Raw genomic sequence first — 12206 nt, 5'->3', positions numbered from 1 at the left:
CGGAAACGGCAACGGAAACGGCAACGGAAACGGAAATGGCAACGGAAACGGAAATGGCAATGGAAACGGAAATGGCAACGGAAACGGAAATGGCAACGGAAACGGCAACGGCAACGGAAATGGTAATGGAAACGGAAATGGTAACGGCAATGGAAATGGAAATGGCAACGGAAACGGAAATGGCAATAAATAATGAAGTTACCGAGGATGAGTTATAATTAATTTCAGTTCAAGCAAAAAGAGAAATTGCACAGCGCAATTTCTCTTTTTGGTGTTTATTATAAAGTAATCCCTTTAAAAAGATTATCTCCTACTAAACTAACTATGACATATTCTTTCTAATTTTCTTGCCATATTTGATACAAATCAGTTCCTCTTTATCTATCCCAAATCAACGTCACTTGTTGTAGAAGCTCTTCACATATTTGCTTTTTTTCTTTCGTTACTTTGTCAAGGTCAAATTCTCCATAATAAATAGCGTCCGTGTATTGACTGTCTGGCAAAGTAAATTGATCAGAAGCTTCGGAAACCTTACCGTCCGATTTTATTAAGTTATCTCTAGTTGGAGAGTTAGCAATTGATTCAACATAATATATAAAGCTAATATTTTTTACTAGTCCATCTATTTCAATTTCTATACATATAATGTGTGACATTAAATAAGAATTCACTATTTAATATAGTTTCAGCTTATAACTTGACGTTTAATAAAACAAAATGGACATTTTTCTTTTTTGTAGAATCCCTGTTTCCTTTACGAAAAAAGTCGTCATATTCCTAAGTGCTACATATGATAGCGAGAAGGTGTTAAATATTTTTGTAATTGTTTCAATGTTTATGAATAGCTCATTAAGACTTAGGAGGGCTGGGGAAATGAATGATGAACATAAAAAAAACCATTTTCTATGTGAAGCGCTCTACGATATAAAAGCACTCCAGGATTTGATAAAGGATTTTCATTCTAAATATTTTGGTCAGCTGCTTGTGAAAATAGCGGGAAGTGATACGATTCCCTTTTTTTTAATCACACACAACGGTACACATTTAAGGCTAATGGATACTGTAAAGCAGTTTGAAACAGAGTTTTTTCGCATAGAGTCAATTGATAGAGAAAGTTGTCGAGGCACTGTTTCGCTTTTGCGAGCCTATGATTATGAAGGGCATGATACGAATTTGATAGCAGAGGTTGTCCGATTAGAGCGAACATCCTCAGAAAAATCCATTGAATTAAGTGGTATATCTGCAATTCAGTTATTAAAGCCAGACATGTTAAAAGGGAAATTTATTATTGAGCCAAAATGGTGATGAAATTTTAAACTACAAATAATTAGAGCATCTGTCTATATGCCCGTTGTATCACTGAATTTATTAGAGAGAGAATCCTATGAAGGGAAGAGATTAATGGATGACAATTATTGGAATGTTGCATCATCGGCTAGATCCTAGAACTGTTCTTAAGTCATATGCATTTGCGGCCGTTGCACAAGCAGAAGGAGCTCAATTTTTTTACTTTACACCAAAAAGCGTTGACTTTGATAAACGTTCCATTAGAGGAAAGGTATATGAAAATGGTGATTGGCATGAAAAAATGATGCCCTTTCCGGATGTTATATACAATGCAGGAAGTCCAGAAAAATTATCGGTATCAAAGGACATTATTGAGAAATTGAAAAAGGAAATACCTTTTACAACTCATTCTATAGGAAATAAATGGAATGTTATGAAGCGACTTAAAGAAGCAAAGGAATTTGATAAGTATTTAATTCCATCTGAGGTTGTTGAAAATGTTGATTTACTCCATAAATTTATGGCTTTTTATAAAAAAGTTGTATTTAAACCGATAGATGGACGGAAGGGAAAAGGGATTTATTTTATTTCGAAAGTAGGAAGAACTAACTTTGAGGTAAAGAAGGATAGGGAAACTACTTTTTGTACACAGTCACAGCTAGATGAGTTAATTAGAGGGCAACTTTCTACAGGCACCTTTATCGTGCAGCCCTATATTCAATCAAAAACAAAATCAGGTCAAATTTATGATTTTCGTCTACATGTTCAAAAAAATGGTGAGGGTGAATGGGTTATAACGACGGTTTATCCGCGAATTGCACCAAATGGCTCGATTATACCGAATATTAACAATGGTGGTTATACAAATTATTTGGATCCTTTTTTAGAGCAGGAATTTAAAGAAGAAGCCTATGATGTACGGCGTATGTTGGAGCATTTTTCCTTGACACTAGCTCAACATTTAGATGAAATTCAGATGGCGCAATTTGGAGAAGTTATTGATGAAATTGGCATTGATGTAGGATTAGATGAACAAAGAAAAATTTGGATGTATGAAGTGAACTGGCGACCAGGTTGCCCTCCTGCTTTTTATTTAGAATTAGATGTGGTCATCAATACTATAAGGTATGCAATGTACCTTGCTAAGAACCAGAAACAAATTAAAACGGAAATTAGGAAACGTAGGAAAAATAAGGATTTATCCGAAGAAAGGGCTTTAGTAGAAGAATCTTTAGTAGAAGAAGCATTAGCAGTAGAAAAAGCATTGCCAGAAGAAAAAACTTTACCAGAAGAAAAGGCTTTACCGATTATTGCGATTACCGGCAGTGCTGGAAAAACGACATCAAAAGCATTCCTAGCCTCTATTTTATCGGTAAAATGGAATATCTTTGAGTCAAAAGATTATTGGAATACAACAGAACATACGAAAAAACATAAAGAAGAAATTAATGCTTCACATGAGGCTGTTGTGCTTGAGTACGGGATGGCTTATCCAGGTATCATAACAAATCACTGTAGCATTATTCAACCGAATATTAGTATTATCACAAATATCGGTTTAGCTCATGTGGGCAACTTTGATGGAGATATTAAAGGAGTGGCCAAGGCAAAATCGGAATTAATACATGGCATGGACCAAAACGGTTTATTAATCCTGAATAAGGACGATGATAATTCTAAGTATTTAGAGACACAGCAGTTTAAAGGAAAAATCTTAACAGTAGGTATTCATAGCACAGCGGACTATCAAGCTTATGATATTCAATATAAAGACATCGGTATGACCTTTAAAATAAAGCTTCAAGGACAGGAAATGGCCATGTATATTCCCATTTTAGGGGAGCATCATGTTTACAATGCATTGAATGCTGTTGCGGTTGCAGATTATTTAGGTTTTAGTCCAGCAGATATTAAGGCGGGGCTAAATTTTAAAAAGCCACCTAGAAGATTAACAATTTATAACTGTCGCGATGACATTACACTAATTGACGATACCGTTCATTCTCATCCTCAGGGCGTACGTGCTGCTATTGATGTTCTTACAAATATAGCGAAGAAACGTAAAATTGCTATTATTGGTCAAATGCGAGAATTAGGGGATTTGAGAGAAGAGGAATATCGTAAATTGGGCGAATACATTTATGAGCAAGACATTGATTTATTTATCACTTATGGTTTTAGAACGGAGGAAATGGGAGCAGCAGCGCAGGCTAGAGGAATGGACTCTGCTAAAATTTATCATTTCCTCGATAAAGAAAAATTGCATGCGCTCTTAGAGAAAATCATAAAACCTCACGACACCATTTTAGTAAAGGGTGCTAGTAAAACGAATATGTTTGATACGGTTAAATTTTTAGATCAAAAATATCAAGAGTAAATAAAAAAGCCCGAGTAATTGACCTTTTGAAGGAAACAATTATTCGGGCTATTTTTTTTTCAGAAAGTATTTTAAATCTAAGATACTTTTAGAATGAACTTTATTTCTTTTGCGGCGTTAATGGCTTTATTTTTAGCTTCCGCTAATGTTGCGCCTTCCGCAATTACATATGCATAACGATGTCCCATCGATAAAGGAGGGGTCAGCAATGTCCCTCTTTTCGGCTTTACATATACATCCACAACTCCTGGTAAATTCGTTGCTCTATTTCTTCCAAGAACTTTTTCTAAAATACCTTTACTTTCAACAATGACGTATTTTGTATAGACAAACTTTCTGTGCTTTGGATTGATATTGGGGCGTTCACCTAAAAATAATTTAAGTGTTTCTTCCACTAAATTAAATCCAAAAGCGGCGTGAAGCATAGTATTCATTGCTCCCCCTGAGATTCGTGGATTAATCTCAATAAGCTTCCATCCATTCTTTGTTAAACGAAGCTCTAAATGCAGAGCACCATTTTCGATGTTAAACGCTTTAACAATAGATTGGAGAACTTCCTCAAGACCAGTTTGAATTTCTTTAGGAGCTTTAACAAGAACACCATAACCAGTAATGATAAAACGTTTACCTTGAGTAATTTCTTGTTCAATAATACCGATGACATGTGCTTGCCGTTTATAGACAAGTGCTTCTACTAAATATTGTGGACCTTCGATATATTCTTCAATCATTATTGTTTCACGAGGATTTTTGCTTCGCAGATGGCTCAAGTGTTTCTTCAGTTGGTCTGAGTCGTTTGCTAACAAAACATCTTTGGAGCCTGTTGATTTTGGAGATTTCACAATAAGTGGAAATTCCAAGTTGTTAGAGACGGACTCATTTGGCTTGAGAAGATAAAACTTAGGAGAATAAGGCTGGTTCTTTAAAAAATTTCTAGTTTTTTCTTTATCCTCCATCATTTCAATAGCTGTTGAAGATGTATAGTTATCACAAAATTCATCACATAAAATTGAGGCAATATGAACAAAAGGATCGACAAAACTAACAATAGATTTTATTTCTAACCCGGTTTTAGTTAAATTATAAATTTCATCTTTCATGTCTTCTATATTCGAAGTATCAATAAGAATCATTTTATGAATATCTGGGTAGGCTTTTCTCTGCTGTAGCTGATTTTCGTTGTTTGTAAAAAGGACGGTAAAATAACCTAGTTTTTCTGCTGCTTTTGTTGCTTCACGACTTGACCCGGATTTGTTTGTGCCAATAAATATAATCGTTTTCAGGTATATCACTCCTTCTATTGTTCGTTAGATACTTAATCAACTATATATATATGCGAAGAAATAGATTTCTTCTAGTTATGTATCTTGCATACATCCAAGCAACTTTTAAGAAGTTACATATACTAGAGAGGAAAGGAGGGGAAATTGATATGAAGCCTCTTACAGTGCAGGATTTAAAAGCGATAACTGCAGGCCAATTAGTGCAAGGGTCGGAGGAAGTGTTGATTCAACATGGCGCATATCGACTGAAGCAAGTGAAAAGACCAAATACCGCCCTTTTTACAAATAAGCGTATTGTCAACTGGAAAGATTTTGAGTCACTTTATCCTATAGTACTTGTAACTGATAGACTATACAGTCAAAATGAAATACCTGAGCAAATAATTATTATTAAAGTAGAAGATTCAGATGAGGCCTATTGGAAGTTTGTAGATTTTTATCGCAATCAATTTAATATCCCTGTAGTAGCCATTACTGGTACTTCTGGTAAATCGACGACGAAGGAAATGATCAAACATATACTTTCTGCAGAAAAAAATGTAGCATCAACGCCACTTAGTAGTAATTCTAGAACTGCTTCTTTACAATATTTACTGAATATTGATGATCATACCGACGCAGCCGTTTTTGAAACTGCTGTTGGTTCACCGGGGGACATCAAACTTGCGGGGGAATATTTCAAGCCGACTATTGGGATTATTACAAATATAGGGGCACATCATTTAAATTATTGTAAAACTTTAGAGGGGTATATCCAAGCAAAGGGTGAAATGCTGGACATTATTAGTCCCACAGGCTCTTTAATCCTTAATGCTGATGATATCAACTCAAGTAAAATAGATTTATCGAAGTTTCAAGGACGCATTATTAAAGTAGGTAAGCATGAATCCTGTGATTTTCAAGCAAGTAATATTCGCTACCACAAAAATGGTATGCTGTTTAACGTTCGTCACAAAAAGAAACGCTATGAATTCTATGTACCAGGTTTTGGCGAGCATCAAGTATATAATGCGCTTACTGCGATTGCAGCTATTTATGAAATGGGTTTGCCGATTTCTTTAGCAGCTGAACAACTGCCATCATTCCGAAAATTGAATAAGCAGCTTCAGGTGTTTAAGGGCTTTAATAATTCCTTATTATTAGATGATACATGGAATATTACGACTACTTCTTTGGAGGCAGGATTAAAGGTTTTGAAAGCGCTCGGAGAAGGTAAGAAAACGATTGCCATTATTGGGACGATAACAGATTTAGGGTCTTGGGGATATATAATTCACGAACAAGCGGGAGAATTAATTAGTGAAATTGGGGTCGATGTACTTATTACGATAGGGGAACATGCAAGCATTATGGCGCTTCATGCCATTGAGGCAGGACTGAGTTCACCTGTGTACATTTTTAAAAATAGTACGCGCGTCTATAAGTTGTTAGAAGAGATTGTAGATGAAAATACGGTTCTTTTCATTAAAGGAGATATGTATAGTAAAGAAATTTCTAAGTTGGCAGATGATTTAAAAATAAAAAAATCATCTACTTCCGAATAGATATCACCTAAATAAATGTTATTTTTCATCATTTACTAGAATGAGCATATCTATAGTCAATTGTTAGAAATGCATAAACTATGATACTCATTTATTCAGAAATATACTTTATAGAAAGGGGGCGTAGTTAACTTGCAACATATAAGTGTGAGCGATATAAGAAAATTATTACAAGGAGAATTAATAAGCGGTTCTGAACGCTGGTCTGTTAAACATGCAATTTATTATAACCGACATGAATTGACTCAAAATCATACACTTATGTTTGTTAGTAAAAGTGATCAAATTAACTGGCAAGAAATAGATCGAAAGGGACCATCTCTAGTCATTTCTGATAAATCATCAGAGGAATTGAAAAATGCGCTTAAGAATACGACCGTTATACGCGTCAAGAGTATTTTGCACGCCTATTGGAAATTCATGGGATATTACAGGGATCTATTTCAAATACCAGTCGTTGCTTTGACTGGAACATGTGGTAAAACGACAACAAAAGAGATGATTAAACACATAGCTAGTAAGGAATGGAATGTTCAAGCATCTGTCAGCAGTAAAAATGAACCTCGACAATCCTTACCGTACTTGACTGGCATCGATCAGAAAACAAAAGCAGCTATCTTTGAATTAGGACTGGGGAATATAGGGAATATTAAACACCAATGTATGATTTATCAACCTACGATTGGTATTATTACGAATATTGGTGTCCATCATTTAGATGGATGCAATAATCTTGATGGCTATATCAAAGCAAAGGCTGAAATTGTAGAAGGAATAAGAAAAGATGGCACGTTAATCATTAATGGTGATGATGAAAACATTAAAAAAATCCCCCTAAATAAATTTAAAGGAAAGATTATTACCTTTGGCGTCAACGAAAAGGCAGATTATCAAGCTACGAATATACAATTCACAAAAGGCGGCATGAAATTTGTACTAAAAGTGTCAAATGCCAAATACAATTTATTTGTCCCAGGATACGGAGAACACCAAGTATATAATGCATTAGCGGCTATAGCTGCCGTAAAGGAAATGGGACTTTCCATTGCTGTTGCAATTTCGCAATTAAAAACGTTCAAAGCGATGGCAAGACACTTAGAATTTTCTACGGGCATCGGTGAATGTACTATAGTAGATGATACTTGGACAAATAACCCGACTTCTGTTGAAGCAGCACTGAAGGTTTTAGATACGGTAGGAAAAGGGAAAAAAGTAATTCTTATTTTAGGTGACATCAAGCGATTAGGAAATTTCGAAGAAAAATATCATCGAGAGATTGGCACAATGGTCGCGAAAAGAAATATTGATACGCTTATGACTATTGGCAAAAGAGCAGAAAATATTGCGAATCAAGCGTTGAAGGATGGCACCAAGGCAGATGTTCATATGTTTAATGATGTTACAGGCGTTTTAGATGTACTAAAGCATAAGCTCGATAGTGAAACCATTGTACTTATTAAAGGTCCAATGTCTAGCAAATCTATGATAGAATTTGCGAATCAGTTAAAAAATAAATAAAAGAAAAAGAAGCTTCCTTAAGGAATGCTTCTTTTTCTATATACAATATAAAACATGTAATTCTGTTGATCATCTCAAATTTGAAGCATTTGAAATGATTCTAGTAAATTTTCTTAAAAAACACGTTTTGCTGTAATATAATGCTCTTTATAATAGTCAACCATTAGTACTCTTGTAGTAATACCATTAGAACTTGGAATGATAATACGTTGATCTCCTGCATAGATAGCTACTAGTGAAGGGGTTTTAGAGCCTTTAGCACTATTGAAGAACACCAAATCTCCCTTTTTTAAATTGGCACGTGAAACCGTTGTACCAACATTCATTAGTTCCTTTAAATTGGTTGTACCAAGTTTAATTCCACTCTTACGATAGATAAAGTCTACATATCCTGGCGCTGTAAAGCGAAGACTTGCTTCATTATTAGTAGAGCTCATCGTTACTTTATTTTTATAATTAAAGGCGTTTTCAACAATTTTATCGCCTTTCGTAGCAGGATTAGCTGAAAGTAATGTAGGTAATACTCTACGGGCCCCTACATAATTATCTGTATAATATGGTTTGCTATTTAAATCAGAAATAACAATATTTTGTTTAGAATCAGCCATGTGAATCATTTTATTGTTCCCAATATACATACCAACGTGGTCAGGGTCTGTCCCAGTTTTTTTACTCTTAAAGAATAGTAAATCACCTTTTTGTAATTGATTTCTGTTAACAGATGTTCCTTGTTGTATCATATAATCTTCATTATAAGTCCCAATATCCACACCATTTTTCTCGAAAATGTACATGATAAATGTAGCACAAGAAAACTTATAAGGATATGTAGCCTTGTATACTGAATTACTGTATGTCGCTTTACCAATTAAGCTTTTTCCAGTTTGAATTAGTTGATCCGCTTTCGTATTAACTGCTTGTGCGTTATTCAGGGCATTTGTTGTTGCAGCCTCTACTTCTATAGGGTGAATAGTTGGTTGTACCATCCCCACTGTGCTAAAACCGATCGTCAATGCTAATGTTGTTGTTAAAAATCGTTTATTCATGTTGTTAATTTCCTCCTGAAGCTATTGTTAGGATTAATCCTGATTTGGATTACCACTGGAATTAATCGTAGCATGAAAAAGTAGGGCTTCTTTGAGGTAATTGTTACCACAGTGGATGGGAATTCGCTGTAAACACCTGATATAAAAGGCTTCATCGCTTTAATTTACAGTTTTATTACAAATGTTTCAGTTGGGTGAAGTATTTGTAGAAACGAAAGGTAATAGGGGCAGGCAGTACAAGCATTTCTAAACAGTGGAAGGAGGCATTAAAAGACATGACGGAGGAGAAACGACAATCACATCTTTGGGGTCTAGCAAGAAATAACGGTTGGAAAACAAAATGATCAAAGATCTTAATTGAGAAGCTTTATAATGAGTGGGGGCTTCGTTCTAAGCTACTAGGAACGAGCGTCGAACTGTTTCCCACCCCTCATTATGCCTACGATTTAACGGACAGCTTTGTGTGTAAATCTTTTTTTGCTTTTGGAAGGCAGATGTCGATAAAATTCAGAAGTTGGGTGATAAAACGCGAAAGTTAGTCGATATAACTAAAAAGTTGGGTGATAAAACGTGAAAGTTAGTCGATAAAACTAAAAAATTAGTCGATAAAACGTAAAAGTGTTCCGATAAAATTAAAAAGTTGGATGACATTTTGTTAAAACGTTCTATTCAACTGTTTTGCTATTTAAATTTCCTGAATCATCTCCACTCTATTACCGAATGGATCCCTAAATTCAAAGCGTTCAAAATGAGGAATTGGAACTGAATCGAAAATTTCGATATGATGCTCGGCTAATGCCTTTTTCCACTGTTCTATATTTTTAACTTGATAGGCAATATGAGCCTTTGTTGTTAATCTATCAAAGCCATCCTCTGTCCCAACATGTACCTCTTTATTGCCGACTTGTAACCAAAATCCACCTCGCCCTTTAAGCGAATCAGGCTTTTCAATTTCTTTTAGTCCTAATACTTGACAGTAAAAATGTTTCCCTTTTTCTTCTTCACCTTTTGGAATTGTTATTTGAACGTGATGTAAGCCAATAACCATTTTTTCTCCTCCCTTAATTCTAATCAATAATTACTTCTAGGATAATATTGCTAAATCCTTTAATTTGACGAATAAATCGTATTTTTCCTCACGAATGGAGCCTTAATAAAACCAGTAATAAGTATTAGGGAATAGGCCCATAGAAGCCATGAGGCGAAATAACGATCTAAATCAGCTGATAAATTCGGGAAAACATTATCGAAAACTAATAATACGACTGCATCGATGAGCATTCCAGGTAATGCGATACAGATTGCAGCCTGTAATCGCTCTGTACCCTTTATCTTTTTCAAAGAATAAATAGGTATTGTCGCTATCCATACGAGCGGAATAGCTAAAATATAAGCGGCTATCATGAATAAAGGTTCTTCAAGGATAAAAAAGTAATTCCCCATTAATCGGAATACAGCACTTGCTACAAGCCAAATCGCAAACCCCCAGCATAAAAAGAATGGCATTGTGGTTCCTCCTCAAATTATTTTCCTAGACGATACAGTGTCAGCAGGATTTTTTCTAATTGTTGATAGAATGCATCTACATCGAAATCGTCCCGCATCATCACTTGTATGGCTAAACCGTCAATAAGGGCGTTGAGAAAAATGCTCCAAGTTTCTGCTGAGACACCATCAATTGGTGATGTATCCCATAATCTGTCTAAAACGTTACATAAATGTTCATTTTCAGACGCTAGGATTTGTCCAATTTGCTGTTTAATAGTTGGGTTAGTAAAGCCAAAGACGATTAAAGAGAAAAATAATTTATGATAAAAAGCATCGTTTTCATACCGACTTTTTGCAGAGAGAAGTGCAGATTGAATCATTTGTTGATCAGTCGTCAATATCTCATTCCAAGAATTTTCACAGATGTCTTGGACAATTTCGAGAATTATTTGCTCTTTTGATTTGAAATGATAATAAATAGTTCCCTGTGTCACACCAGCTTGCTCAGCAACAGCCTTTAATGTGAATTTTTCAATCCCTTTTTCTACTAAACTTTTCTTAGCGGCCGTTAATAAATCTGACTTTTCGATACCAGTAGGTTTTGCCATCTATTACACCTCCTTTTTATTAGTTAGTTGGATAACTAACTATAAAATAACAAAATATTCCTTAATTTACAAGTGTGGATTCACAACAGATAAATGCTAGAAGCACAACATAATACTAGATACTATGGAACGGCCATATCATGGATTATTTACGCAGCAAAGATGTTCCGAGCAAATAACACTGGGGATTACACGGCAATACTTCCAGAAAACGAAGAGCTTGGCCATTATATCGAATATTTATGTAAACAGCCGAGAACATGTAACAATAAGAAGATTTAAAGTGAAATGAGAATTGATGAACAAATCTTAGCAAATCCAGTATTACGTGAAGTACGCGACGAACAATCGGTATTCAATTATCCGAACGGGAAAGCAAAGTATATAATATATGTGATATGTGGACTGAAAAATAACTGAACTATATGGTGAATGAAACTATTAAAGGGTCACCAAGGTAGTAGCGACCCTTTGTCATAAGAGAGGTGCGAAAGGCTGGTAGATTTGTATTGATATGCTAACAGTTTTCTCTGTTTATGAAAGTAGCACCAATAATAATTAGAAGAATGAATAGAACGACGAGTAGAGCGAATGATGAACCAGTACCGCGGCTATAGCCACCGTAACAGCCACAGGAATAACAATTGTTAAAGTTCCCCATATTTCCGTAGTATCCCATAAAAAACCCCTCCTTTCTACAATATATAATATGTTAACTGTAGAAAAGGGGCGTGATGTTCATCCATTTCTAGAGGCATAAAAATCCAGTTATGAACATCATTCGAGCCATGTGTGAAGCTAAAAGAGTGGTTAAGGGAAGCATAACAAAAGGACTTACATATACGAAGATTAATCATAAACGCAAGTCCTATTCTTATTGAAATAAAGTCCGTTAGTTGAACAAGATGGTATTAATATTTATCATTTTTGAATTAAATTCAGTACGTTGGTTATATAAATTTTATCACTAACGTCGCATAAATTTTAATTGAATTTTCTGTTTTCTGTTTCTTCCGTTTTTGAAGAAAATAAAAGACTCTCAAATAGAGATAGTA

The 12206-nt window shown here is 35.0% G+C and carries 12 protein-coding genes; 5 read left to right on the top strand and 7 right to left on the bottom strand.

Features of this window, described 5'->3' with window-relative positions:
- Positions 1-218: hypothetical protein (locus ACFXN8_RS25420; protein ID WP_386848200.1), on the top strand; the 218-nt coding region annotated here is incomplete at its 5' end.
- Positions 219-377: 159 nt separating this feature from the next.
- Here the strand turns inward: ACFXN8_RS25420 and ACFXN8_RS25415 are convergent.
- Positions 378-656: a hypothetical protein gene (locus ACFXN8_RS25415; protein ID WP_386848199.1), complete on the bottom strand. Its 279-nt coding sequence runs from the start codon at positions 654-656 to the stop codon at positions 378-380.
- A 217-nt stretch (positions 657-873) separates the two neighbouring features.
- Between ACFXN8_RS25415 and ACFXN8_RS25410 the strand changes: the two genes are divergently transcribed.
- Together ACFXN8_RS25410 and ACFXN8_RS25405 are read left to right on the top strand one after the other, a co-directional pair.
- Positions 874-1305: a hypothetical protein gene (locus ACFXN8_RS25410; RefSeq protein WP_386848198.1), complete on the top strand. Its 432-nt coding sequence runs from the start codon at positions 874-876 to the stop codon at positions 1303-1305.
- Between the two features lie 100 nt (positions 1306-1405).
- Entirely contained in the window at positions 1406-3664 is a 2259-nt protein-coding gene (locus ACFXN8_RS25405) for a YheC/YheD family protein (RefSeq protein ID WP_386848197.1), read from the top strand.
- Positions 3665-3741: 77 nt separating this feature from the next.
- On the opposite strand, the gene ACFXN8_RS25400 is transcribed toward ACFXN8_RS25405, so the two are convergent.
- A complete protein-coding gene (locus ACFXN8_RS25400) occupies positions 3742-4947 on the bottom strand; it encodes an ATP-grasp domain-containing protein (protein ID WP_386848201.1) in 1206 nt (401 codons plus the stop codon).
- A 149-nt stretch (positions 4948-5096) separates the two neighbouring features.
- Here ACFXN8_RS25400 and ACFXN8_RS25395 point away from each other — a divergent pair, with 149 nt between their 5' ends.
- Together ACFXN8_RS25395 and ACFXN8_RS25390 are read left to right on the top strand one after the other, a co-directional pair.
- Positions 5097-6491: a UDP-N-acetylmuramoyl-tripeptide--D-alanyl-D-alanine ligase gene (locus ACFXN8_RS25395; RefSeq protein ID WP_386848196.1), complete on the top strand. Its 1395-nt coding sequence runs from the start codon at positions 5097-5099 to the stop codon at positions 6489-6491.
- A gap of 132 nt (positions 6492-6623) precedes the next feature.
- A complete protein-coding gene (locus ACFXN8_RS25390; RefSeq protein ID WP_386848195.1) occupies positions 6624-8009 on the top strand; it encodes a UDP-N-acetylmuramoyl-tripeptide--D-alanyl-D-alanine ligase in 1386 nt (461 codons plus the stop codon).
- Between the two features lie 113 nt (positions 8010-8122).
- Here ACFXN8_RS25390 and ACFXN8_RS25385 read toward each other — a convergent pair whose 3' ends face one another.
- From ACFXN8_RS25385 to ACFXN8_RS25365, 5 genes are all read right to left on the bottom strand, one after another.
- Entirely contained in the window at positions 8123-9055 is a 933-nt protein-coding gene (locus ACFXN8_RS25385) for a C40 family peptidase (RefSeq protein WP_386848194.1), read from the bottom strand.
- A gap of 685 nt (positions 9056-9740) precedes the next feature.
- Positions 9741-10103, bottom strand: a complete 363-nt coding sequence (locus ACFXN8_RS25380) for a VOC family protein (RefSeq protein WP_386848193.1) — start codon at positions 10101-10103, stop codon at positions 9741-9743.
- A gap of 59 nt (positions 10104-10162) precedes the next feature.
- Entirely contained in the window at positions 10163-10561 is a 399-nt protein-coding gene (locus tag ACFXN8_RS25375) for a DUF5367 domain-containing protein (RefSeq protein WP_386848192.1), read from the bottom strand.
- A gap of 17 nt (positions 10562-10578) precedes the next feature.
- Positions 10579-11151, bottom strand: a complete 573-nt coding sequence (locus ACFXN8_RS25370; RefSeq protein WP_376072119.1) for a TetR/AcrR family transcriptional regulator — start codon at positions 11149-11151, stop codon at positions 10579-10581.
- Between the two features lie 517 nt (positions 11152-11668).
- A complete protein-coding gene (locus ACFXN8_RS25365) occupies positions 11669-11830 on the bottom strand; it encodes a YjcZ family sporulation protein (protein ID WP_376072122.1) in 162 nt (53 codons plus the stop codon).
- Positions 11831-12206: the final 376 nt, after the last annotated feature.

This window comes from Lysinibacillus sp. NPDC059133 (assembly GCF_042755925.1).
Lineage (GTDB): Bacteria > Bacillota > Bacilli > Bacillales_A > Planococcaceae > Lysinibacillus.
Note: the sequence above shows the minus strand (reverse complement) of the source record. Positions and strands in the feature narration are given on the sequence as shown.

Bases quoted from the DNA above. Each gene is read 5' to 3' on its own strand.
- ACFXN8_RS25415 (WP_386848199.1), bottom strand. From the start codon at position 656: ATGTCACACATTATATGTATAGAAATTGAAATAGATGGACTAGTAAAA.
- ACFXN8_RS25410 (WP_386848198.1), top strand. From the start codon at position 874: ATGAATGATGAACATAAAAAAAACCATTTTCTATGTGAAGCGCTCTAC.
- ACFXN8_RS25405 (WP_386848197.1), top strand. From the start codon at position 1,406: ATGACAATTATTGGAATGTTGCATCATCGGCTAGATCCTAGAACTGTT.
- ACFXN8_RS25395 (WP_386848196.1), top strand. From the start codon at position 5,097: ATGAAGCCTCTTACAGTGCAGGATTTAAAAGCGATAACTGCAGGCCAA.
- ACFXN8_RS25385 (WP_386848194.1), bottom strand. From the start codon at position 9,055: ATGAATAAACGATTTTTAACAACAACATTAGCATTGACGATCGGTTTT.
- ACFXN8_RS25380 (WP_386848193.1), bottom strand. From the start codon at position 10,103: ATGGTTATTGGCTTACATCACGTTCAAATAACAATTCCAAAAGGTGAA.
- ACFXN8_RS25375 (WP_386848192.1), bottom strand. From the start codon at position 10,561: ATGCCATTCTTTTTATGCTGGGGGTTTGCGATTTGGCTTGTAGCAAGT.
- ACFXN8_RS25370 (WP_376072119.1), bottom strand. From the start codon at position 11,151: ATGGCAAAACCTACTGGTATCGAAAAGTCAGATTTATTAACGGCCGCT.
- ACFXN8_RS25365 (WP_376072122.1), bottom strand. From the start codon at position 11,830: ATGGGATACTACGGAAATATGGGGAACTTTAACAATTGTTATTCCTGT.